This is a genomic window from Streptomyces sp. CNQ085 (assembly GCF_022614595.1).
Taxonomy (GTDB): domain Bacteria; phylum Actinomycetota; class Actinomycetes; order Streptomycetales; family Streptomycetaceae; genus Streptomyces.
The window spans coordinates 1-26,633 of the sequence record NZ_JAJFAU010000063.1 but is presented as its reverse complement, the minus strand read 5'-3'; the positions used below and the strand labels follow the sequence as shown (position 1 = coordinate 26,633).

The 26,633-nt window shown below is 75.5% G+C and carries 2 protein-coding genes; both read right to left on the bottom strand.

The genetic code is table 11. The features are described 5' to 3' along the window. Positions 1–5,755, bottom strand: a 5,755-nt coding sequence (locus LJ221_RS13015) for a type I polyketide synthase (RefSeq protein WP_241716535.1), incomplete at its 3' end; no start/stop codon positions are given. A gap of 11 nt (positions 5,756–5,766) precedes the next feature. Beyond that, on the bottom strand, positions 5,767–26,451 hold the full coding sequence (locus tag LJ221_RS13010) for a type I polyketide synthase (RefSeq protein WP_308314775.1): 20,685 nt from the start codon (positions 26,449–26,451) through the stop codon (positions 5,767–5,769). Positions 26,452–26,633: the final 182 nt, after the last annotated feature.

The window sequence follows — 26,633 nt, the reverse complement described above, 5'->3', positions numbered from 1 at the left end:
GCGCGAGGGCGGCCGCGTCGGTGGCCAGCGCGGCGTCGAACAGGGCAAGGCCCTGCTCGGCGGTCAGCGGCGGCAGCCCGAGGGCCGAGGTGCGCCGCAGGTCGCGCTCGGTCAGGTCGGCGGTCATGCCGCCGCCGTCCTGCGCCCAGCCGGGCCAGCGCAGCGACAGCGCGGGCAGCCCTTGAGCCCTGCGGTGCTCGGCGAGCGCGTCGAGGAAGGCGTTGGCGGCGGCGTAGTTGGCCTGGCCGGGGCTGCCCATCAGGCCGGCGGTGGAGGAGTAGAGCACGAACGCGGCCAGGTCCAGGTCGCGGGTCTGCTCGTGCAGCTGCCAGGCCACGTCGGCCTTGGGGCGCAGCACGGTGTCGAGCCGGTCCGGGGTGAGGGCGGCCAGCACGCCGTCGTTCAGGACGCCCGCCGTGTGGACGACGGCCGTCAGCGGGTGCTCGTCGGGAACGGCGTCGAGCAGGGCGCGTACGGCGCCGGGCGCGGTGAGGTCGCATGCCACGACCTCCACCTGGGCTCCGTGCTCCGTGAGTTCCTGGCGCAGTTCGCGGGCGCCGGGCGCGTCGGGTCCGCGGCGGCCGGCGAGCAGCAGGTGGCGTACGCCGTGGCGGGTGACGAGGTGGCGGGCGAGGAGGCTGCCGAGGCCTCCGGTGCCGCCCGTGATCAGGACCGTGCCGTCGGGGTCCGGAGCGGGCGGAAGCGTGAGCGCGAGTTTGCCGGTGTGCCGGGCGAGGCTCATGAAGCGGAACGCCTCGGCGGCCCGCCGCACGTCCCAGCTGCGCACCGGCAGGGGCCGCAGCGCGCCGTCGGCGAACAGGCCGGTGAGCGCCGTCAGCATCCGCTGGATGCCGTCGGGATCCACCCAGCCAAGGTCGAACGGCTCGTAGCGGATGCCGTCGGGGATGGTGTCCGCGTCGCGCAGATCGGTCTTGCCCATCTCCAGGAACCGGCCTCCGGGAGCGAGCAGCCGCAGCGAGGCGTCGACGAACTCGCCGGACAGCGCGTTGAGGACGATGTCGAGGCCCTCCCCGGCCACCGCCGCGAACCGGTCGGCGAATCCGGTGTCGCGCGAGGAGGCGATGTGGTCGTCCGGCAGGCCGAGTTCGCGGAGCACGGGCCACTTCAGCTCACTGGCGGTGGCGAACACCTCCGCGCCGAGGTACCGGGCGAGCTGGATCGCCGCCATACCGACGCCGCCGGCGCCCGCGTGCACCAGGACCTTCTCGCCGGGCCTGAGTCCGGCAAGGTCGACGAGGGCCCGATAGGCGGTGAGGAACACGAGCGGCACGCAGCCAGCCGTCTCCCAGGACCAGTCGGCGGGCACGGCGGTCAACTGCCGTTCGTCCACCGCGATGTTCGGCGCGAAGCCCCCGGTGACCATGCCCATGACGCGGTCGCCCGGCCGCCACAGCTCGGCCTCGGGCCCCGCCTCGACGACCACGCCGGCGGCCTCGGAGCCCAGCAGCCCGGCCTCACCGGGGTACATGCCGAGCGCGCTGAGCACGTCCCGGAAGTTGATGCCGGCGGCCCGCACCGCCACTCGTACCTGCCGTCCCGTCAACTCCGGCTGCTCACAGGGCGTCAGCGTGAGCCCGTCCAGGCTGCCGCGGTCGGTCACGTCCAGCCGCCACGGTCCGCCGGCGGGCGGCACGAGCGCGGTGCCGACGCCGCGCGCCAGCCGTCCGACGCGCAGCTCACCGTCGCGCAGGACGGCCTGTGGCTCGTCGTCGTCGAACAGGGCAGGCAGGGTCGGCAGCAGGGCGGCGGAGGCGGCGTCGGTGTCCACCAGCAGCAGACGGCCGGGGTTCTCGGCCTGCGCGGAGCGCACGAGCCCCCATGCGGCGGCAGCGCCCAGGTCGGTCACGTCCTCGGCGTCGGTCGCGGCGACGGCGCCACGCGTCACCAGCAGCAGGCGGGAGCGGCGGAAGCGGTCGTCGGCGAGGAACTCATGCAGTACGTCGAGCACTTGGTGGGTGGCGGGGCCGGCACCGCGTCCGGCCACGGGCACGACCACATGACGTGGGGCACGCTCGCCCGGCAGCGCTCGCAGCGTGGGGACGTGCGCGGCACCGTCCACATGGTCGGCGAGCCCGAACGGGTCCTCGCCGACCAGGGCCCAGCCGCCCTGTGCGGCAGCCGGAATCTCCCGGGTCCGCCACTCCAGGCGGAACAGCGAACCGGCCGGGTCCGGCAGGGCAGGAGCGGAAGCGTCCGGCGCGGCCCGCAGGGTGAGCCCGGCGACCGACACGACGGGCGCCCCCTGCGCGTCGGCGGCGTCGACCACCACGGTGTCCGCTCCCGTACGCAGCAGCCGCGCCCGCAGCAGCCCCGCCCCCGAGGCGTGCAGGGTCACGTCCCGCCACTCGAACGGCAGCAGGCGTTCGGCGTCCTGGTCCAGGGCCGCCGCGTGCAGGACGGAGTCCAGCAGGCCGGGGTGGACGCCGTACTCGCCCGTGTCGCGGACCGAGGCGTCGAGGGCGATCTCCGCGAACAGGTCCTCGCCGCGCCGCCACAGGGCGCGCAGCCCGCGGAAGGCGGGGCCGTAGACCAGGCCGGAGGCGGCGTAGCGGTCGTAGCGGTCGGTGATGTCGACGGGCTGTGCGTCGCGCGGCGGCCACTCGGCGGCGTCGAACGGGGCGGGCTCGGTGGCGTCGGGGGCGAGCCGTCCGGTGGCGTGCAGGGTCCACGGTGCCTCGGGCCGGTCGGCGGGGCGGGCGTGGAACCACAGCTCGCGGCGTCCGTCCGCGTCGGGTCCGCCGACCTTCATCTGTACCTGTACGGCGCCCTCCTCGGGCAGCACCAGCGGCACCGCGAGAGTCAGTTCGGCGACCCGGGCGCAGCCCACCTGGTCCCCGGCGCGGATGGCCAGTTCCAGGAAGCCGGTGCCGGGGAAGAACACCATGCCGCCGACGCGGTGGTCGGCGAGCCACGGCTGTACGGCGGTGGAGAGCACGCCGGTGAGGACGAGGTCGTCGGAGCCCGCCACCACCATCGCGGCACCGAGCAGCGGATGCCCGACCGCTTCGAGGCCCGCGCCGGACACCTCCAGGGCCCGGGCGCCGCCGGCCGGCCAGTAGCGCTCACGCTGAAAGGCATACGTCGGCAGGTCCACGCGGCGGGCGCCCGTACCGGCGAAGAACCCTGCCCAGTCGACGCTCACGCCGTGCACGTGAAGCCCCGCGAGGCCGGTGACGAGCGCCGTCTCCTCAGCCCGGTCCCGGCGCAACAGCGGCTGCACCACGGCCCGTTCGGGCAGGCAGGCGCGAGCGGCGGCGGACAGGACGGCGTCCGGGCCGACCTCCAGGAAGGCGGTGGCTCCGGCATCCGCGAGGGCGCTCACGCCGTCGGCGAAGCGCACGGTCTCGCGGACGTGCCGTACCCAGTACTCCGGCGAGCACAGCTCCTCCGGCTCGGCGATGCGGCCGGTCAGCCCCGACACCACCGCGAGCTGCGGGGCGTTCCAGGTCAGCGCTGCCGCGACCTGGCGGAAGTCGTCCAGCATCGGGTCCATCAGCGGCGAGTGGAAGGCGTGGCTCACCGCGAGCCGGGTGTACCGCCGCTCCCCCAGCGCCCCGAGCAGGCGTTCCACCTCCTCCTCGGCGCCCGAGAGCACCAGGGCACGCGGCCCGTTGACCGCGGCCACCGCCACGCCGGGCGTCAGCAGCGGTCGTACCTCGTCCTCGTTCGCCTCGACGGCGACCATCACGCCACCCGGCGGGAGGGCCGCCATCAGCCGGCCGCGTGCCGCGACCAGCGCGCAGGCGTCCGCCAGGGACAGCACGCCCGCGACATGGGCTGCGGCGATCTCGCCGACCGAATGCCCGGCGACGAACTCGGCGCGCACGCCCCAGGACTCCAGCAGCCGGTACAGCGCGACCTCTACGGCGAACAGCGCGGCCTGGGTGTGGTCCGTACGGTTCAGCGGCGCGTCGTCCGTGCCCCACATCACGTCGCGCAGCCCGGGCTCGAAGCATGCCAGCGTCTCGTCCAGCGCGGCGGCGAAGACCGGGAAAGCCGCGTGCAGTTCGCGGCCCATGCCGGGCCGCTGGCTGCCCTGCCCGGAGAACAGCAGGGCGAGCTTGGGCCGGCCGGTGACGTGGCCGCTGATGGTGCCGGGTCCGGTGGGGTCGGCGGTGAAGGGGGCGCTGTCGTGCGCGTCGGCGACGACGGCGGTGCGGTGGTCGCGTGCGGCGCGGGTGACGGCGAGGGAGTAGGCGACGTCGAGGGGGCGCAGGTCGCCGGCGCCGGCCAGGTGGGCGCGCAGGCGCTCGGCCTGGTCGCGCAGGGCGGCCGGGCCGGCGGCGGACAGCAGCCAGGGCAGGGCGCCCGGGGTGCGGCCGGGCGATGCCGGCTCGGATTCGGGTGCGGGCGGGGCCTGTTCGAGGATGACGTGGGTGTTGGTGCCGGTCACGCCGAAGGAGGAGACGCCGGCGCGGCGCGGGCGCCCGGTATCGGGCCAGGGCCGCTCGGTGCCGAGGACCTCGACGGCGCCGGACGTCCAGTCGACGAGGCGGGTGGGGGTGTCGGCGTGCAGGGTGCGCGGGGCGATGCCGTGCCGGATCGCCATGACCGTCTTGATGACGCCGGCGACGCCGGAGGCGGCCTGGGCGTGGCCGAAGTTGGACTTCACCGAGCCGAGCAGCAGGGGCCGTTGGCGGTCCTGGCCGTACGTGGCGAGGAGGCTCTGTGCCTCGATGGGGTCGCCGAGCGGGGTGCCGGTGCCGTGTGCCTCGACGATGTCGATGTCGGCGGGGGTGAGGCGGGCGGCGGCGAGGGCGGCGCGGATGACGCGCTGCTGGGACGGGCCGTTGGGCGCGGTGAAGCCGTTGGAGGCGCCGTCCTGGTTGACGGCGGAGCCGCGCACGACGGCGAGGATCTCGTGCCCGCCCCGTTCGGCGTCGGAGAGCCGCTCCAGCAGCAGCACTCCGGCGCCCTCGGCCCACCCGGTGCCGTCGGCGCCGTCACCGAAGGCCTTGCAGCGGCCGTCCCGGGCCAGCCCGCCCTGCCGGCTGAACTCGACGAGCGGTCCCGGCGTCGCCATCACGTTGACGCCGCCGGCCAGGGCGAGGGTGCTCTCGCCGTTGCGCAACGACTGGCAGGCCAGGTGCAGGGCGACCAGGGACGAGGAGCAGGCCGTGTCGACGGTGAGCGCCGGCCCTTCCAGGCCCAGCGTGTAGGAAAGCCGTCCGGACAGGGCGCCCGCCCCGATGCCGCTGCCGATCTCGCCGTCGGCGTCGGACAGGGAACGCAGCACGAGATGGGCGTAGTCCTGGCCGTTGGTGCCCATGAAGACACCGGTGCGGCTGCCGCGCAGCAGCGTGGCGTCGAGGCCGGCGCGTTCGAACGCCTCCCAGGAGATCTCCAGCAGCAGGCGCTGCTGGGGGTCCATGCGCTGCGCCTCGCGCGGGGAGATGCCGAAGAACGCGGCGTCGAAGTCGGCGACGCCGTCGAGGAAGCCGCCGCGGGTGCTGAGTTCGTGGCCGTGCTCGTCGACTCCGGCGGTGCGCAGCGCGGTGAGGTCCCAGCCCCGGTCGGCGGGCAGCGCGGACACCGCGTCGGTGCCGTCGGCGACGAGCCGCCACAGGTCCTCCGCGGAGCGCACGCCACCCGGGTAGCGGCAGCCGATGCCGATGACGGCGATCGGCTCCGATGCGGCGGCGACCAGTTGCCGGTTCTTCTTTCGCAGGCGGTCGACGTCCTTCATGGCGGCCCGCAGGGCGTGGACGACCTGCTCGCTGGGCGTCGTGGTCATGGCTGGCTCCGTCACTCGGCGGACTCGTCCGCGGGGTCGTACGAGTCGTGGGGATCGGTGGGGTCGTCGGGGCCGGGGCCCTCGAGTGCGGCGCGAACGAGGTCGTCGAGCGCCATGGTGTCGATATCAGCACCGGGGTCCGTCGAGGGCGCGGGGGCGTCGTCGCCGGTGGACAGGGCGAGGAGTTCGTCGAGCAGGCCGGTCTCGCGCAGCCGGTCCAGGGGCAGTCGGGCGAGCGCGGAGCGGATCCGGGCGTCCTCGGGGGTCTCGTCGGGGGCGTCGGACGTCTGTGGTGAGAGGCGTTCGGTGAGGTGCTGGGCCAGCGCCAGCGGGGTGGAGTGGTCGAAGACGAGGGTGGCGGCGAGGGGCAGGCCGATGGCGGCGGTGAGCTGGTTGCGCAGTTCGACCGCGCCGAGGGAGTCGACGCCGAGGTCGCGGAAGAGGCGTTCGGCGCCGATGGCGGCTGGGTCGCGGTGGCCGAGTACGGCTGCGGCGCGCGCCAGCACCAGGTCCAGGACGGCCTCGGTACGGCGGGCGGGGGGCAGCTTGGCGAGCCGGTCGCGCAGGGCGCCGGCCGGTTCGGAGGCCGGATCGGAGGTGGCGTCCTGCGGGCGGTCGTGGCCGGGCAGGCCGCGCAGCAGGGCGCGGGGACGTCCGGCGGCGGGTCCGGCGAAGACGTCCGTGGCCAGACCGGCGACGAGGGCGGTCGGGTGGGATTCGGCGACGAGTCGGCACAGCATCTCGGCGGCGAGTTCGGGGTCCATGGGCTCGATACCGACGCGCCGCATGGCCTCCTCGGCGGCGGCGCCGCCGGCCATGCCGCCGCCTCCCCACACGCCCCAGGCGATGGACGTGGCGGGCAGCCCCTCGGCCCGGCGTCGTTCGGCGAGGGCGTCCAGGACGGCGTTCGCGGCGGCGTAGTTGGCCTGGCCGGGGTTGCCGACGAGGGCGGTCGCGGAGGAGAACAGGGCGAACACCTCCAGGTCGCTGTTCCGGGTGAGTTCGTCGAGGAGCAGGGCGGAGGCCGCCTTGGCGCGGAAGACCGTGCCGAACCGCTCGGGGGTGAGCCGGTCCAGCACGCCGTCGTCGACCACGCCGGCGGTGTGCACCACGGCGGTCAGCGGCAGGTCGTCCGGGATCGCGGCGAGAAGTCCGCCGAGCTGCTCGCGGTCGGCGACGTCGCACGCGGTGAGCGTGACCCTGGTGCCGAGGCCGGTCAGCTCCTCGCGCAGCGCGGCGGCTCCCGGCGCGTCCGGTCCACGGCGTCCGGCGAGTACTAGGTGCGGGGCACCGGCCCTGGCGAGTCGCCGGGCGACATGGGCGGCGAGCGCTCCGGTACCGCCGGTGATCAGCGTGGTGCCGGAGGGCTGCCAGGCGGCGTCCTCGTCACGGCCGTCGCCGGGTGCGGGGACGATACGGCCCGCGAAGACGGTGCCACCCCGGACGGCGACCTGGTCCTCGCCGTCCTGCCCGGCGAGGACGGCGGCGAGGGCGCCGAGATCGCGGGCGTCGGGCACGGCTGCCGGGAGGTCGACGAGGCCGCCCCAGCGGTCCGGGTACTCCAGCGCGGCGACCCGGCCCAGGCCCCAGACGGCGGCCTGCTCGGGGGTGGGGGCCGCGTCCGCCGCCCCGACCGACACCGCGCCGCGCGTGAGGCACCACAGGGGCACGGTCAGGCCCGCGTCGCCGAGCGCTTGGACGAGGGCGGCGGTGCCGACGGTTCCGGCGGGCGCCTCGTCGTCGCCTGGGCGGTCGTCGAATGTCAGGAGGGAGAGCACTCCGGCGACTTCGCTGCCGTACGTCCGTACAAGGGCGGCCAGTTCGGCCCGGTCCGTGGTCTTGGTGCGCATCCGCACGACGCTCGTACCGAGCCCGTCGAGGACCGCGTCCGTCCACCCGTCGTCGGCTCCGGACGCGGGCAGTACCGCAAGCCAGCTGCCGGTGACGCGGCGGGCGGGGAGGCCGGACAGCGGCTGCCAGACCACACGGTGCCGCCAGCCGTCCATGCGGGTCTCGGTGTCGCGGCCGCGCCGCCAGTCGAGCAGTGCGGGCAGCACCTTGGCCAGGGCGTCGTCGTCCACGTCGAGGCGGGTGCCGAGTTCGGCGAAGTCCTCCTTCTCGACGGCCGTCCAGAAGTCGCCGTCCCCGTCCTGTGCGGCCCGTCGGGCGGTGTGCTCGGGCCAGAACCGCTCGTGCTGGAACGGGTACGTCGGCAGATCGACGCGCCGCGCCCCGGTGCCCGCGAAGTACGCGTCCCAGTCCACGGTGAGACCGGCGAGCCGCAGCCGGGCCAGGGCGGTGGTGACCGACTCCGCCTCGCCGTGGTCGCGCCGCAGCAGCGGCACGGCGAGGGCGGACGCGGCCTGACCGGCGGCGGCCATGCCGAGCAGCACACCGCCCGGGCCGACCTCCACGAGCACGGATACCTGACGTTCCGTCAAGAGCTGTACCCCGTCGGCGAACCGAACCGCCTGGCGCACATGCCGTACCCAGTACTCGGGCGAGCCGAAGTCGGCGTCGGCGAGTCGTCCGGTCAGGTTGGAGACGACGGGAAGAGCGGGTGCCGTGCTGGTCAGGCCGGTGAGTTCGGCGCGGAAGGCGTCCAGCATCGGCTCCATGTGCGGGGAGTGGAAGGCGTGGCTGACGCTCAGGCGGCCGGTGCGGCGGCCCAGGCCCTCGAAGTGCCCGGCGATGCGCAGCACTTCGTCCTCGTCGCCGGAGACGACCACCGTGTCGGGGCCGTTGGCGGCGGCCAGTGACACCCGGTCGCTGAGCAGCGGGCGGACCTCGTCCTCGGTGGCCTGCACCGCGCTCATGGCGCCGCCCCCGGGCAGCCCGTCCATGAGGCGGGCCCGTGCGGTGACGAGCCGGCAGGCGTCGGCGAGCGTGAGGGCGCCCGCGACATGGGCGGCGGCGATCTCGCCGACGGAGTGGCCGACGACGTAGTCCGGGGTGACATCCCAGTGCTCCAGCAGCCGGAACAGCGCGACCTCGACGGCGAACAGCGCGGGCTGCGCCGTACCGGTGCGGTCGAGCGCCGCCGCGTCGTCGCCCCACATCACCTCCCGCACGGCCGGGTCGAAGTGGCCGAGCACCTCGTCGAGCGCGGCCCGGAAGGCCGGGTGGGTGTCGTACAACTCCCGGCCCATGCCGAGGCGCTGGCTGCCCTGGCCGGGGAAGAGGAAGGCGACCCGGCCGGGGCGGGGTGCGTCGGCGCGCAGGACGCCGGGAGCGTCGGCGGTGCCGGACGGGTCGGCGAGGGCGGCGAGGCCCGTCGTGAGGTCGTCGTGGCCGGTGACGGTGAGGGCGGCCCGGTGCTCGAACAGGGCGCGTCCGGTGGCCAGCGCGTACGCCAGGTCGGCGACGGCGGGGCGCGGTTCGGCGGCGATCCGGTCGAGCAGACGGTGGGCCTGGTCGCGCAGGGCGGCGGGGGTGCGGGCGGAGAGCACGACGGGCAGCGGGTGGCGTGCCTGCGGTGTGGGTGGCGTGGCCGGCACCGGGGGTGCCTGTTCCAGGACGACGTGGGCGTTGGTGCCGCTCGCGCCGAAGGAGGACACGCCCGCGCGGCGCGGCCGGCCGGTGTCCGGCCAGGCGGTGGCCTCGGTCAGCAGCCGTACGGCGCCGGAGGCCCAGTCGACGTGCGGGGAGGGGACGTCGGCGTGCAGGGTGCGCGGCAGCAGGCCGCTGTGCATCGCCCGCACCATCTTGATCACGCCGGCGACACCCGAGGCAGCCTGGGTGTGCCCGATGTTGGACTTCACCGAGCCCAGCAGCAGGGGCCGTTCACGGTCCTGGCCGTAGGTGGCGAGCAGGGCCTGTGCCTCGATCGGGTCGCCGAGGCTGGTGCCGGTACCGTGCGCCTCGACGGCGTCGACGTCGGCCGGGGTGAGTCCGGCGCCCGCCAGGGCGCGGCGGACGACGCGTTGCTGAGCGGGGCCGTTGGGGGCGGTGAGCCCGTTGGAGGCGCCGTCCTGGTTGATGGCCGTGCCGCGCACGACGGCGAGCACCGGGTGCCCCAGCCGCTCGGCGTCCGACAGCCGTTCCACGACGAGCATGCCGACGCCCTCGGCCCAGCCGGTGCCGTCCGCGTCGGCGGAGAAGGCCTTGCACCGGCCGTCGGCGGACAGCGCGCCCTGCGCGGTGAACTCGACGAAGCCGACCGGGGTCGACATCACGGTCACGCCGCCGGCCAGGGCCACGGTGCACTCCCCCGCGCGCAGCGCCTGTACGGCGAGGTGCAGGGCCACGAGGGAGGAGGAACAGGCGGTGTCGACGGAGACCGTGGGACCTTGCAGGCCCAGGCTGTAGGCGACGCGGCCGGAGAGCAGGCTGCCGGACTGTGCGGTCTCCCAGCGGCCGAGGTCGTCCGGGAGCCGGTAGTCGCCACTGGTACCGCCGACGAAGACGCCCGCGTCGCTGCCGCGCAGCCCCGTCGGGTCGATGCCCGCCCGCTCCAGCGCCTCCCAGGCCGCCTCCAGGACGAGCCGCTGCTGCGGGTCCATCACGAGCGCCTCGTTGGGCGAGATACCGAAGAAGCCGGGGTCGAAGTCGGCCCCGTCGGCGAGGAATCCGCCGCGCCGGGTGATGCTGCCGCCGGGTCCGCCGGACAGCAGCCGGTCGAAGTCCCAGCCGCGATCGAGCGGCATGTCACCGGTGGCGTCGACACCCGCGACCACCAGCTCCCACAGGTCCTCCGGGGACCGTACGCCGCCGGGGTAGCGGCAGCTCATGCCGACGATGACGATCGGGTCGTCGGTCGCGGCGGTGGGTGCGACGGGGCGTGCGACGGTTTCCTTCCACTCGGACTGCCCGGTGGTGCCGAGGAGTTCGGTGAGCAGGTGGTGGGCGAGTTCGTCCGGGGTGGGGTGGTCGAACACGGCGGTGGCGGGCACGGTCAGGCCGGTGGCGCGGGCCATCTGGTCGCGCAGGTCGACGGCGGCCAGCGAGTCGAAGCCGAGGTCGCGGAAGGGCCGGTCGGCTTCGATGGCGTCGGCTGCGGCCTTGCCCTGGCCGTGTCCGAGGACGAGGGCGCTCTTCTCCCGGACGAGGTCGAGGAGGGTGCCGGCGCGTTCGGCCGGCGGCAGGGTGAGGAGTTCATCCCGCAGGAGCGCCGCCAGGTCGTCGCCCGGTGCCGTCTCGGTGGCGGCGGCCAGGGCGTCGCGGGCCTCGGGCAGCGCGGCAAACAGGGCGGTGGAGGCGCCGCTCGCGGTGTGCGCGGGGGCGAAAGTCGTCCAGTCGACATCGGCGGCGGTGACGGCGGGCAGGCCGAGCCCGACGGCCCGGTCGAGGGCGGCGAGCGCGGTGTCCGGGTCGAGGGCGGGAATCCCGCTGAGCCGCAGGTGCCCGGCGAGGGACGGTTCGACGGAGCCGGCCCAGGCGTTCCAGGCGATGGCCAGGGTGGCCCGGCCGCGCTCCCGGCCACGCTCGGCCACTGCCTCCAGGGCGGCACCTGCGGCGGCCTCGGCGGCCCGGCCGCGCGCGCCCCAGGTGGCGGCGACGGAGCCGAACAGCACGAAGGCGTCCAGGTCCCGGTCGCCGAGGAGCTCGTCGAGGGCGAGCACTCCTGCGAGCACGTCGTCGGCTGCCTCGGGGGCGGTCTCAGCGGGCTCCTCGGCATGGACTACGGCGGTGAGCGCGGCGGCGTCCGGGCTGTCGAGGAGTGCGGCCAGGGCGGCGCGGTCGGCGATGTCGCAGGTGCGGACGGTGAGTCGGGCCGCGTGTGAGGTGCCGGCGACCACACGGTCCACGGCGTGCCCGGCATCACCGAGCCGCGCCGCACCCGTGGTGCCGACGAGGACGCGCTCGGCGATGTCCGGAGCCGTCGTGCGGCCGACGAGCAGGACGTGGTCCGCGCCGCCGAGGGCGGCCCGGCGTGCGACGGCCAGGCCCATCGGGCCGGTGCCGACGACGAGCACGGTGCCGCGCGGCGCCCAGTCGGCGGTGTCGGTGCCGGGGCGGGCACGGACGATACGGCGCGCGCGCAGGCCGTCGGCTCGCAGGGCCAGTTCGCGTTCGGCGGATGCCCGGTCGGCGAGGGTGAGCAGGGCACCGAGCCGCTCGTCGGGAGCGGTGTCCAGGTCCAGCAGTCCGCCCCAACGCTCGGGTGCCTCCGAGGCGGTGACCCGTCCGGCGCCCCAGGCCGCTGCGGACGCGGCGTCCGGCGCGGGGTCGGCGGCGTCGGCCTTCACGCCCCGGTGGGTCACGCACCACAGCGGTGCCGTGACGCCGGCCCGCTCCAGCCGGCCCAGCAGCCCGTCGGGGCCGTGGGCACGCACCGCACCGGGCAGGGCCAGCACACCGGCCGGTTCGACGGTGTCGTCGGCCATGGTCTCCGGGTCGATCTGCACAAGGCGCTCGGCACCCGTTGCCGCGACAGCCGCGTCGGCCCACTCCTCGTCCCCGGCCCCGGCCAGCAGCAGCCAGCGCCCCGACCCGGACGCCCCGGGCAGCGGTACCGGCACCCACTCGGCGCGGTAGAGCAGCTTGTCGGCGGCTGCCCGGGCGCGGCGCCGACGTCGCCAAGTCGCCAGCGCGGCCGCAGTCTCGGAGCCGAGGTCAGTGCCGAGGGTGGCGGCGAGCGCCGAAGGGTCGGACGCCTCGACGGCCTGCCAGAACTCCGCCTCCACGGGGTCGGCCGAGGCCACAGGGGCGGTCTCCGGCCAGTAACGGCGGTGCTGGAAGGCGTAGGTGGGCAGATCCACGAGCCGGGTGCCGCTGCCGGCGAAGAAGCCCGCCCAGTCCACCGGAACGCCGTCGGCGTGCAGCCGGGCGAGGGCGGTCAGCGCGGCGGTCTCCTCGTCGCCGTCCCGGCGCAGCAGCGGCACCACGGGGACGGTGTCGTCGAGTTGGGAACGTACGACGCCGCAGAGCACGGCGTCGGGGCCGGCCTCGACGACCGCGCCGACGCCGGCGTCCCGCAGCGCGGCGACGCAGTCGGCGAACCGGACGGCCTCCCGGACGTGCCGCACCCAGTAGTCGGGGGTGCCCAGTTCCCCGTCCGTGGCCGGGCGCCCGGTGAGGTTGGAGACCACGGTGAGCGTCGGCGGACGGAAGGCGAGACGGTCGAGCACTGCCCGGAAGTCGTCCAGCATCGGCTCCATGCGGGGCGAGTGGAAGGCGTGGCTGACCCGCAGCCGGGTGACCCGCGCGGCGTCGAGCCGCTCGAGAACCGCGTTCAGCGGGTCCTCCTCGCCGGACAGCACCACCGCGTCGGGCGCGTTGACGGCGGCGACCGCGACGGTGTCACCCAGCAGCGGCCGTACCTCCTCCTCGCGCGCGCGTACGGCGGCCATGGCGCCGCCGGGCGGCAGGGCGTCCATCAGCCGGGCCCGGGCCGCGACCAGGGCGCAGGCGTCGTCGAGCGTCAGGACGCCCGCGACGTGGGCGGCCGTGATCTCGCCGACGGAGTGGCCCGCGACGTACTCGGGGCTGACGCCCCAGGACTCCAGCAGCCGGAACAGCGCGACCTCGACGGCGAACAGCGCGGGCTGCGCCGTGCCGGTACGATCGAGGGCCGCCGCGTCGTCGCCCCACATCAGCGGGCGCAGCGGGCGGCCGAGTTCCAGGTCGAGCCGGGTCAGCACGGCGTCGAGCGCCTCGGCGAACACCGGGAAGCGGTCGTACAGGTCGCGGCCCATGCCCAGGCGCTGGCTGCCCTGTCCGGAGAACAGCACGGCGAGCGGGCCACGGCCGCCCCGGGCCCGGCCGCGCGCGACCTCGGTGATGCCGTCGGGTCCGGCGAGCAGGACGGCGCGGTGCGGGAGGGCGGCGCGGGCGGTGGCCAGGGTGAGGGCCACGTCTGCGGTGGTCCCGTTCGGGGCGGCGGTCCGCAGCCTGTCGAGCTGGGCGTCGAGGGCGGCGGCGGTGCGGGCGGAGAGGACCCACGGCCAGGCGGCATCGGTCCCGGTGCTCGTCGGCTGCGTCGCGGCCGGTTCCCCGGGCGCCTGTTCCACGATGACGTGCGCATTGGTGCCGCTCATACCGAACGCGGAGACACCGGCCCGGCGCGGGCCGTGCACGTCGGGCCAGTCGGTCGCCTCGGTGAGCATGGCGAGGCCGCCCGGCGTCCAGCCGATCTGCGGGGAGGGTTCCTCGGCGTGCAGGGTGCGGGGCAGGACGCCGTGGCGCATCGCGAGAAGCACCTTGATGACGCCGGCGACACCGGCGGCGGCCTGGGTGTGGCCGAGGTTGGACTTCACCGTGCCCAGCAGCAGGGGCTGTTCGCGGTCCCGCCCGTACGCGGCGAGCAGCGCTTCGGCCTCGATCGGGTCGCCGAGGGCCGTGCCGGTGCCGTGCGCCTCGACGGCCTGGACGTCGGCGGGACGCAACCCCGCGTCGGCGAGGGCGTGGCGGATGACGCGCTGCTGGGAGGGGCCGTTGGGTGCGGTGAGGCCGTTGGAGGCGCCGTCCTGGTTGACGGCGGAGCCGCGGATCAGGCCGAGCACCCGGTGTCCGTTGCGGCGGGCGTCGGAGAGCCGTTCGAGGACGAGGACGCCGACGCCCTCGGACCAGGAGGTGCCGTCCGCGGCGGCGGAGAACGCCTTGCAGCGGCCGTCGGCGGCGAGTCCGCCCTGGGCGCTGAACTCGACGAAGGCGTCCGGCGCCGACATCACCGACACACCGCCGGCCAGGGCCAGTCCGCAGTCGCCGTCGCGCAGCGCCCGCACGGCCCAGTGCAGGGCGACGAGCGAGGCGGAGCAGGCGGTGTCGACGGTGACGGCCGGGCCTTCCAGGCCGAGGACGTAGGCCAGGCGGCCGGAGAGGACGCTGGCCGTGTTGCCGGTGGCGGCGTACCCCTGGACGTCGGCGGTGCCGCGCCGCAGCACGGTGGCGTAGTCCTGGCCGTTGGTGCCGACGAACACGCCGGTGGGCGTGGCGCGCAGCCCGGTCGGGTCGATTCCCGCGCGCTCCAGGGCCTCCCAGGCGGTTTCGAGCAGGAGCCGCTGCTGCGGGTCCATGGCGAGGGCCTCTCGCGGGGAGATACCGAAGAAGTCGGCGTCGAAGTCGGCGACGCCGTCGAGGAATCCGCCCTCGCGGGTGGCGGAGCGACCGTCGGCGAGCGCGGCGAGGTCCCAGCCGCGGTCGTCGGGGAACGCGCCGATGGCGTCGCGGCCGTCGGCGAGCAGCCGCCACAGGCCCTCGGGGCCGGTGACACCGCCGGGGAAGCGGCAGCCGATGCCGACGACGGCGATCGGGTCGTCGGTGACCGCACGGGCCTGCGACTCCACGGCCTCGGGCGTGAACTCCCGGGTTTCGCCGAGGAGTTCGGTGAGCAGGAAGTCGGCCAGGTGCTGCGGGGTCGGGTGGTCGTAGACCAGGGAGGCGGGCAGCGTGAGGCCCGTGGCGGCGGCGATGCCGTTGCGCAGTTCGAGGGTGGTCAGCGAGTCGAAGCCGAGGTCGCGGAAGGTCCAGTCGGCCTCGACGGTCCGCGGGTCGGCGTGGCCGAGTACGGCGGCGATGCGGGTGCGCAGCAGGTCGAGCAGGGTTCGGCGGCGTTCGGCGGGCGGCAGCGCGGCCAGTCGGGACCGCAGGTCGTCCTCGGCCGGCCCCTCGTCCGCCGGTACGGTCCCGGCGAGTTCCGTGAGCAGCGGGGCCAAGGCGGGCTGGAGGGCGGCGAGGCGCGTCCAGTCGACGTCGGCGACCGTGACCGCCGTCTCGCCGTGGGCGACCGCGTCCAGCAGGGCGTCGACGCCGAGTTCGGGATCGAGGGGGGTGAGTCCGGCACGGCGCAGCCGGCGGTCGATGTCCTCGCCGGTTGCCATGCCCGATCCGGCCCAGGGGCCCCACGCGATCGAGGTGGCCGGCAGACCGTCGGCGCGGCGGCGGGCGGCGAGCGCGTCGAGCCGGGCGTTGGCGGCGGCGTAGTTGCCCTGTCCGGCGGCGCCGAGGACACCGGCCGTGGAAGAGTACAGCACGAACGCGGTCAGAGGCAGCTCGCGGGTGAGCGCGTCGAGGTTCTCCGCGGCGGTGACCTTGGCGCGCAGTACGGTCGTGAAGTCGTCCGGTGTGAGGGCGTCGAGGACACGGTCGTCGACGACGCCGGCCGTGTGCAGTACGGCGGTCAGGGGCGCGTCGGCGGGCAGGTCGGCGAGGACGGCGGCGAGGGCGTCGCGGTCTGCCGCGTCGCAGGCGGCCAGGGTGACCCGGGCGCCGAGCGCGGTCAGTTCGTCGCGCAGCTCGGTGGCGCCGGGGGCGTCGGGGCCACGGCGGCTCAGCAGCAGCAGGTGTCCTGCGCCGTCGCGGGCGAGACGGCGGGCGGCGTGGGCGCCGAGGGCTCCGGTGCCGCCCGTGATGAGGACGGTGCCGTTCGGGTCGGCGAGCCCGTGGCCCGGGGTCGCCGGGCTCTCGCGGCGTGCAGCCTGGACGAGTCTGCGGGCGTACACGCCGGAGTCGCGTACGGCGTTCTCGGTGTCGCCGCCCGCGAGAACGGCCCGCAGCCGGCGCGCAGTGGCGGCGTCGACCTGGTCGGGAAGGTCGACCAGTCCACCCAGCCGCCCGGGGTGTTCGAGGGCGACGACCCGGCACAGTCCCCACACCCCGGCCTGGGCGGGGTCGCGCGCGGGCTCACCCGCGCCGAGAACGGAGACGGCACCGCGGGTCACGCACCACAGGGGCGCGTCGAGCCGGGCGTCACCGAGCGCCTGGCAGGCGGTGGCGGTGAGGGCGGCGGAGTCCTCACCCGCGAGGGCGAGCAGGGACAGTACGCCGTTGAACGGCCCGTCGAGAGCGCGGAGTCGGGCCGCGACCCGCGCACGGTCACCGGAGACGGTGAGGCGTACGACGGCCGTACCGAGGGCGGCGAGGGTGTCTTCGACCCAGGCGTCGTCCGCGTCCTTGGGCAGCAGCGCCAGCCAGGTCCCGGCGAGAGTGGCCGGGGCGGGCTGGGCGGGCCGCCAGACGACGTGGTGGCGCAGGGCGTCGAGGCGGGCGCGGCCGTGGCGGCGTCGGCGCCAGGCGGCGAGGGCGGGCGCGAGCGAACCGGCGGTGTCCGCGTCGAGGCCGAGCTGTGCGGCGAGGGCGGTGGTGTCCTCGCGTTCGACGGCGGACCAGAACGCGGCGTCGGCCGGATCGGCGGCGGACGCCGGTGCGGCGGTGCCGGGTTCGGGCCAGTAGCGCTGCCGCTGGAAGGCGTAGGTGGGCAGGTCGAGGTGGTGGTCGGGGACGCCGGCTGCGGCGAGGAAGGCCGCCCAGTCCACGGTCACGCCGTGCACATGGGCGCCCGCGACGGCGGTGGTGAGCTGCGCGGCCTCGGCGCGGTCGCGGCGCAGCAGCGGTACGACGGCCGCGGACTCGCCCGTGGCGGGGTCGTCGTCGAGGATTGCGCGGGCCATGCCGCTGAGGACGGCGTCGGGGCCTATCTCGAGGAACGTCCGCACACCACGGCCGGTGAGGGTCGTGACGGTGTCGGCGAACCGCACGGTGTCCCGCAGGTGCCGCACCCAGTGCTCGGGGGTGGCCAGTTCGTCGTCGGTGATGACGTCGCCGGTGCGGGTGGAGACGAGCGGGAGCGCGGCAGGTGCCAGCTGGATGCCGGCGGCGGCTTCGGCGAACTCGTCCAGTACGGCGTCCATGTGCGGCGAGTGGAAGGCGTGGCTGACGCTCAGGCGCCGGGTGCGGTGGCCGCGTGCGGCGAGCGTGGCGGCGACGGTCTCGACGGCGTCCTCGTCGCCGGACAGGACCAGCGAGGCGGGGCCGTTGACGGCGGCGACGGCCACCCGCTCGTCGAGCAGCGGGGTCACCTCGTCCTCGGTCGCCGTCACAGACACCATCGCGCCGCCCTCGGGCAGCCGAGCCATGAGCCGGGCGCGGGCGGCCACCAGGGCGCAGGCACCCGCCAGGTCGAGCACCCCGGCCACATGCGCGGCGGTGATCTCGCCGACGGAGTGCCCGGCGACGTAGTCGGGCGTCACGCCCCAGGAATCGGCGAGGCGGAACAGGGCGACCTCGAAGGCGAACAGGGCGGGCTGCGTGTATCCGGTGTGGTCCAGCAGCGCGGCCTCCGGGCTGCCCTCGGGTGCGAACATCACGTCCCTCAGCGGCACGTCGAGTCCGGTGTCGAGGTGGGCGAGGGCGGCGTCGAGCGCGTCGGCGAACACCGGGTGTCGGTCGTAGAGTTCACGGCCCATGCCGAGGCGCTGGCCGCCCTGCCCGGTGAAGAGGAACGCGACGCGTCCCCGTCCGGCACCGGGCGTGGCCGGACGGACCACGGCGGGGTCGGGCTGTCCGTCGCGCAGGGCGCGCAGGCCGCGCAGCAGGTCGTCCCGGTCGTGCGCGACGACGGCGGCGCGGCGCTCGAAGGCCGAGCGGTGCAGGGCGAGCGCGGCGGCGAGGCGGTCGACCTGGAGGCCGGGGCGCTCCTCGGCGAAGGCGAGCAGGCGGGTGACCTGGCCGCGCAGGGCGTCGTCGCCGCGCGCGGAGACCAGCACCGGCAGCGGGCCGACGGGGGCCGGATCCTCGGCTCGGGCCGAGGTTTGGGCCTCGGGGGCCTGTTCCAGGACGGTGTGCACATTGGTCCCGCTGATCCCGAACGAGGACACCGCGGCGCGCCGCGGCCGTCCCGTCTCCGGCCAGTCGGTGGCCTCGGTCAGCAGCCGCACCTCACCCGCCGACCAGTCGACGTGCGAGGAGGGCGTATCGGCGTGCAGCGTCGGCGGCAGCACACCGTGCCGCAGCGCCGTGACCATCTTGATGACGCCGGCGATACCGGACGCGGCCTGGCTGTGTCCGATGGTGGACTTCACCGAGCCCAGCAGCAGGGGCCGTTCACGGTCCTGGCCGTAGGTGGCGAGCAGGGCCTGTGCCTCGATCGGGTCGCCGAGGGCAGTGCCGGTGCCGTGGCCCTCGACGGCGTCCACGTCGCCGGGCTCAAGGCGAGCGCTGGTGAGCGCGGCGCGGATGACGCGCTGCTGGGCGGGGCCGTTGGGAGCGGTCAGGCCGTTGGAGGCGCCGTCCTGGTTGACGGCGGAGCCTCGGACGACGGCGAGCACGGGGTGTCCGTTGCGTACGGCGTCGGAGAACCGTTCGACGAGGACCATGCCGACGCCCTCGGCGAGGGCCATGCCGTCGGCGCCGTCGCCGTAAGCCTTGCAGCGGCCGTCGGGGGCGAGGGCGCGCTGGCTGCTGAAGCCGATGAAGGTGTTCGGGGTGGCCATCAGGCTGACACCGCCCGCGAGGGCGAGGTCGCTCTCGCCGTTGCGGAGCGACTGGCAGGCCAGGTGCAGGGCGGTCAGGGAGGAGGAGCAGGCGGTGTCGAGGGTGACGGCCGGGCCCTCAAGGCCGAGCAGGTAGGCGACGCGGCCGGACAGGACGCTGGTGAGCGAGCCGGTCACGGCGTGCCCGTCGGCGCCCTCGCCGTGGGCGGCCGGGTAGTCGTGGTAGCTGGCGCCGATGAACGCTCCGGTGCGGCTGCCGCGGATCCGCTCGGGCACGATCCCGGCCCGCTCGAACGCCTCCCAGGATGTCTCGAGCAGCAGTCGCTGCTGCGGGTCCATGGTGAGGGCCTCGCGGGGCGAGATGCCGAAGAACAGCGGGTCGAAGTCGGCGGCGTCGCGCAGGAATCCGCCCTGGACGGCGTAGGTGCGGCCGGGGGTGTCCGGGTCGGGGTCGTAGAGCTCCTCGACGGGCCAGCCGCGGTCGGCGGGGAAGCCGCTGATGGCGTCGGTGCCGGACATGACGAGGTGCCACAGTGCCTCGGGCGAGTCGACGCCGCCGGGGTAGCGGCAGCTCATGCCGACGATGGCGATCGGTTCGTCGGCGCTGACGGCGACGGGCGCGGCGGGGCCGGCCGTGGTGGTGCCGGTGTCGTCGAGGAGGGTGCGCAGGAAGGTCGCGAGCGCCGCGGGCGTCGGGTGGTCGAAGACGAGGGTGGCGGGCAGGGTGAGCCCGGTGGCCGAGGCGATCCGGTTGCGCAGATCGACGGCGGTGATCGAGTCGAAGCCGATGTCGCGGAAGGCGCGCCGCTCGGACAGGTCGTCGGCCCCGGCCAGGCCGAGGACGGCGGCGGCCTGTCCGCGCACGGTGTCCAGCAGCAGCCGGTCCCGTTCGGCGGCCGGCAGCGTGGCCAGCCGGGCAGCGAACTCGCCCTCAACAGACGCCTGTTGCCGCTCGGCGGTCTCGACGGCCGGCCTGGTCTCGGGTACTTCGTCGAACAGCCGGGTCTCGCGCACGGAGGTGAAGACGGGGTGGTAGCGGTCCCAGTCGACGTCGGCGACGGCGAGGACGGCCTCGTCGTCGTCCAGGGCGCGGCGCATCCCGGCGAGCGCGAGGTCGGCGTTCATGAACACCAGGCCGGTGCGGCGTACCTGGTCGGGGGCGACCCGGCCGACGCCGAGTTCGTTGGCCCAGATGCCCCAGTGCACAGAGGTCGCCTTCAGGCCCCGGGCCCGGCGCTCGGCGGCGATCGCGCCCAAGTGGGCGTTGCCGGCGACGTACGCGGCGTGCTGGCCGCTGCCCCACAGTCCGGCGACGGAGGAGAACAGCACGAACGCGTCGAGGTCGTCGTCGGCGAGCAGCGCGTCGAGGTTGCGGGCGCCGTCGACCTTGGCGTGCAGGACGCGGGAGACGGCGGCGAGGTCGGTGTCGGCGAGGGTGTGCAGCTCGATGACGGCAGCCGCGTGGATCACCGTGCGCAGCGTGTGCCCGTCGGCGCGCAGCCGCTCCAGGAGTGCGGCGAGGGCGGCGCGGTCGGTGATGTCACAGGCGGCGACGGTGACCTCGGTGCCCGACTCGGCCAGCTCGGCGACGAGTTCGGGCGCGCCGGGCGCCTCGGGGCCGCGCCTGCTGACCAGCACGATCCGCTCGGCGCCCTGGGCGGCCAGCCAGCGCGCCACGTGCGGGCCGAGGGTCCCGGTGCCGCCGGTGACGAGGACGGTGCCGCGCGGGGTCCAGCCACGCGCTCCGCTGGGGGAGCCGCGATGTGCCGTCGTCCGGCTGCTGCGCCGTCGTGGCTGGTCGCGCCCACGCGGCGGAGCCGCATATGTCTCAGCCCCGCGCCCCTCGGGGGCGCTGCCGAACCGGTCGCCGGTGCGGTCGCGGACGACGCGGCGGGCGGACACGCCGGAGGCGCGCAGCGCGAGTTGGTCCTCGGCGGTGTGCGCGCCGCCCGCGAGGAGGGCGGCGAGCCTGCGCGCGGCCCGCTCGTCGAGGGTCTCGGGCAGGTCGACGGTGCCGCCCCAGAAGCGGGGGTGCTCCAGTGCCGCGGTCCAGCCGATGCCCGCCGACTGCGCCTGCACCGGCCGGGTGACCTTGTCGGCGCGCCCGGTGGCGGCGGCGCCCCGGGTCAGCAGCCACAGCGGACGGTCCGCGTCGAGGTCGCCGAGGGCCTGGACGAGGACGACGTTGAGGGCGGTGCCGAGGGCGGCGCCGGGGTGGCCCGGGCAGTCCTGCTCGGCCTCGGCCAGCAGCGAGACGATGCCCGCGACAGGGGTCGTGTCGCCGTCGGCCGCCAGGCCCGCCTCCCGCAGCAGCGCGGCGACCGCCGCACGGTCGAGGTGGGTGTCGTCGAGCACGAGCCGCACGGGTTCGGCTCCGTGCGCGGCCAGCGCCTTGGTGACATCCATGCCGTCGTTGCCGTCGGCGGTGACCACGAGCCACCGCCCGGTGGCCGTACCGCTCGGTACGGACAGCGGCACCCAGCGCACCTTGTACCGCCAGTCCTCCAGCGTGGACTGCTCGCTGCGGCGCCTGCGCCAGGCGGTGAGGCCGGGCAGTACGGCGGCCAGCGCGTCCTCGGCGACATCGAGGTCGCGGGCCAGCGCCGGCAGGTCGGACTCCTCCACGGCGTTCCAGAAGGCGGCGTTCTCGGTACCGGGCGCGCTCTGGCCCGCCCCGGGGGTCACGGGCGGCACCCAGAGCCGCTGGTGCTGGAAGCGGTAGGTGGGCAGGTCCACCCGGCGCCGTGCGCCGCCGCCGTATGCGGCGGTCCAGTCGACGTGCACGCCGCGCACGAACGCCTCCGCGAGCGAGGCCAGGACGCGTCGCGCGTCGTCCTCGCCACGCCGCAGCGTGCCGCCGACGTACGCTGCCACGCCGGCTTCCTCGACCGCGCCCTGGATGCCCAAGGTGAGCACCGGATGGGCGCTGATCTCGATGAACGCCCGGTGCCGGGTGGCGAGGAGACGTTCCACGGCGGGCCCGAAGCGGACCGTCTGCCGCAGGTTGCGATACCAGTACGCGGCGTCCGTGCCACCGTCCGACGCCGGGTCGCCGAGCCACTCCCCGGTCACCGTGGACAGCATCGGGATGCGCGGTTCGCGGGGGCTTACGGGGGCGAGCACACCGAGGAGTTCGTCGTGCAGGTCGCTCACGTGCGCGGAGTGCGAGGCGTAGTCCACCGGGATCCTGCGGGCCCGTACGCCGTCGGCGGTGAGCGTGTCGTGCAGGGCGTCCAGCGCCTCGGGGTCACCGCAGACCACGACCGCGCCGGGCCCGTTGACGGCGGCGACGGTCAGCCGGTCGGCCCACGGCTCCAGGCGGGCGGTGGCCTCGGCGACAGGGAGCGGCACCGACATCATGCCGCCGCGCCCGGCGAGGGTGCGCCCGATGGCCTGGCTGCGCAGCGCCACGACACGGGCGCCGTCCTGAAGGGACAGCGCGCCCGCGACGACGGCCGCGGCGATCTCGCCCTGCGAGTGGCCGACGACGGCGTCGGGGCGGACGCCGTAGGCCTCCCACACGGCGGCCAGGGACACCATCACAGCCCAGGTGACGGGCTGGACGACATCCACCCGGTCGAGTCCGGGCGCGCCGGGCTCCTGGCGCAGTACGGCGGTCAGCGACCAGTCGACGAACGGGTCGAGGGCGAGGGCGCAGGCGGCGACGCGCTCGGCGAACACGGGCGACAGGTCCAGCAGCCGTGCGCCCATGCCGTCCCACTGGGTGCCCTGGCCGGGGAAGACGAACACGGTACGGCCGTCGATGTCCGCCTCGCCGTGCACGACGGGCGCGGTGGGCTCCTGCCCGGCGAACGCGTCGAGCGCGGCGGCGAGTCCGGCGGCGTCGGCGCCGAGTGCGACCGCGCGGTGGTCGAACAGGGAGCGGGTGGTGACGAGGGCGTAGCCGGTGTCGGCGGGGTCTGCCGTGGCCTGCGCGGCGAGGGCGGTGGCCTGGTCCCGCAGGGCGGCGCGGGCGCGGGCGGACAGCACCCAGGGCAGGGCGCCGGTCACCGGGGGCGCGGTGTCCAGGTGGACGGCCGTCGGCTCCCCCGCCGGCGCCTCTTCCAGTACGGCGTGCGCGTTGGTGCCGCTGATCCCGAAGGAGGACACGGCGCACCGGCGCGGACGCCCGGTGGCGGGCCACGGCCGCTCCTCGTCGAGCAGCCGGAGCACTCCGCAGGACCAGTCGATGTGCCGGGACGGCGTGTCCACGTGCAGGGTGGGCGGCAGGACGCCGTGCCGCAGCGCCAGCACCATCTTGATGACACCGGCGACACCGGCGGCGGACTGGGCGTGCCCGATGTTGGACTTCGCCGAGCCGAGCCACACCGGCCGCTGCGGGTCCCGGTCCCTGCCGTACGTCGCGACCAGCGCCTGCGCCTCGATGGGGTCGCCGAGCGCGGTGCCGGTGCCGTGCGCCTCCACGGCGTCGATGTCGTCCGCAGCGACATGGGCGTTGGCGAGGGCCTGCCGGATCACACGCTGCTGGGAGGGGCCGCTGGGCGCGGTCAGGCCGTTGGAGGCACCGTCCTGGTTGACGGCGGAGCCCCGGATCACCGCGAGCACCGGGTGCCCGTTGCGGCGGGCGTCGGAGAGCCGCTCCACGAGCAGCAGCCCGACGCCCTCGCCGAGCGTCATGCCGTCGGCGCCGTCACCGAACGCCTTGCAGCGTCCGTCGGCGGCGAGCGCACGCTGCCTGCTGAATGCCACGAACGAGTCCGGCGTCGTCATCACCGTCGCACCACCGGCCAGCGCGAGCGTGCTCTCGCCGCCCCGCAGCGACTGGCAGGCCAGATGCAGGGCGACCAGCGAGGAGGAGCAGGCGGTGTCGACGGTGACGGCGGGCCCTTCGAGCCCGAGGACGTACGACAGCCGCCCCGAGAGCACACTCGGGCTGGACCCGGTGACCATGTGACCCTCGGTGCCCTCTCCGGCGCCGCGCCCGTAGTCCTGGTAGCTGGAGCCGATGAACGCCCCGGTGCGGCTGGCCCGCAGAGTGGCCGGGTCGATACCGGCACGCTCGACGGCCTCCCACGCGGTCTCCAGCAGCAACCGCTGCTGCGGATCCATCACGAGCGCCTCACGCGGCGAGATCCCGAAGAATCCGGGGTCGAACTCGCCCGCACCGTCCAGGAATCCACCCTGCGCCGAGTACGTCGTCCCGCTGCGGTCGGCGTCCGGGTCGTACAGCCCCGACACGTCCCACCCGCGATCGGCGGGGAACTCCCCGATGGCGTCCGTACCGGAGGCGATCAGCTCCCAGAAGGCCTCCGGCGAGTCGACACCACCGGGGAAACGGCAGCTCATACCGATGATCGCGATCGGCTCGTCGGACACGTCGGTGGCGGTGGCCACAAGGTCGGCCCCGTCGCCCTCGGCGAGCACCTCCCCCAGCAGATGCCGGGCCAGGGCGAGCGGCGTCGGGTGGTCGAACACCATGGTGGCCGGAAGCGCCAGACCGACGGCCACGGTGAGCCGCTTGCGCAGCTCGACGGCCATCAGGGAGTCGAACCCGTGCTCCTGGAAGGCCCGTTCCGGCTTGACGGCGTCCGGCCCGGGATGCCCGAGGACGGCCGCCGCATGCGTACGGACCACGTCGAGCACGAACGGCAGCCGATCGTCCTCACGCGCCGCCAGCAGCCTCGTACGCAACTCGGCCGCGGCACCGGCACGTTCCTGCCGGGCCTGCTGGGCGGCGGCCGCGATCTGGCGGGCACCGGGCAGCGAGGTGAGGGACGCGGTGTGCCGCAGCGCGAACATGCCGTCCATCAGTTCGGCGTCGGCGAGATCGGCGACGACGGTGTCGGACCGGCCTTCCGCGATCAGCTCGGCCATGGCCGCGAGCGCGAGCGCCGGTTCCAGCGCACTGGTGGAGGCATGCCGCCCAAGCCGCCCCTCGGCGGCCATGCCGGCCCCGCTCCACACGCCCCACGCGAGGGAGGTGGCGGGCAGCCCGGCCGCGACTCGTCGGCGGGCCACGGCGTCCAACGCGGCGTTCGCGGCGGCGTAGTTGGCCTGGCCCGGGTTGCCGACGGCCCCGGCGAGCGACGAGAACAGCACGAACGCGTCCAGTTCCCGGTCCCGGGTCAGCTCGTCGAGAACCTCCGCGGCGGCCACCTTCGCCCGGAACACCGCGTCGAACCGGTCCGGCGTCAGACTGTGCAGCACCCCGTCGTCCAGCACACCGGCTGTGTGCACGACGGCCGTGAGCGGCGCCTCGTCCGGTATGGCGGCCAGCAGTTCGGCGAGCGCCGCCCGGTCGGCGACATCGCAGGCGGCGACGGTGACGTGGAGGCCGAGCGCGGACAGCTCTTCCTCCAGAGCCGCCGCGCCGGGCGCCTGCGCACCACGCCGGCTCACCAGCAGCAGCCGCTCGGCACCGTTCACGGCGAGCCACCGCGCGACATGGGCGCCGAGCGCGCCGGTCCCACCGGTCACGAGGACGGTGCCGGACGGATGCCAGTCGGCGGCACCATCGGGCCGCTCATCGGCGGGCGCGGCAACGAGACGCCGCCCGTAGGTACCCGACTCCCGTACGGCGACCTGGTCCTCGCCGTCGGTGCGCGCGAGGACGGTCAGGAACCGCCCCAGCGCCTGCTCGCTCGGCTCCTGGGGCAGATCGACGAGCCCGCCCCAACGCTCCGGATGCTCCAGCGCGACGACCCGGCCGAGCCCCCACACGGCGGCGGCCCCCGGCTCCGGCAGTCCACGCACGGCGTCGTTCGCGGCCGGCACGCTCACCGCACCGCACGTCACCGCCCACACCCGGGCGTCGAGCCCGGCCTCCTCAAGGGCCTGCACAAGGGTAGCCGTGCCGGTCACGAACACGGGCACCCCGGAGTCCCGTACGCCGGCCGCGGCGGCGAGCAGCGACACCACTCCTGCGAGACCGGAACCGTCGTCGAGTCCGGCCACGGACTCCCGCACGCGTACCGCGAGGCCGTCCCGTTCGTCGTCGGACCCGACCTCAAGGAGCGCGGTCCGTCCCCCGAGCGCGGCCACGACGGACCGCACCCACGCGTCCTCCCCGTGCCCCTCCGGTACAACGGCCAGCCAAGGCCCACCGTCATGCACACCGACCGCCACGGCGTCCCCGAGCGCCTGCCACGTCTCCCTGAACCGCAGCGCGTCCACGGCCGACCGCATCCGCCGCCTGCCACGCCAGGCCGACAGCGCGGGCACGACATCGTTCAACGCCTCCACGTCCACGTGCAGCTGAACGGCCAGACCGGCCACGTCGGCGTCGTCGACAGCGGCCCAGAACTCGGCCTCGGCCGGGTCGGCCGCACTGCCGACGGAAGCCGGGAGCGCGGCAACCGCGCCGGACTCTGGCCAGTAGTGCTGGCGTTGGAAGGGGTAGGTGGGGGCGTCGGTGAGGCGGGCGCCGGTGCCGGTGAACAGGGACGGCCAGTCGACGGACACGCCGTGGGTGAACAGGCGGGCGAGGGCGGTGAGGGCGGCGGTCTCTTCGGGGCGGTTCTTGCGCAGCGTCGGCACGATGACCGTGTCTTCCGGCGCGGTCTGCTCGATCAGGAGGGACAGCACGCTGTCCGGGCCGAGTTCCAGGAAGCGGGTGACGCCCTGGTCGGTGAGGGTGCGGATGCCGTCGGCGAAACGGACGGTCTCGCGGACGTGGCGGATCCAGTAGGCTGGGTCGCCGAGGTCGTCCGGGGTGGCGATCGTGCCGGTCAGGTTGGAGACGACCGGGATGCGCGGCGGGTGGAAGG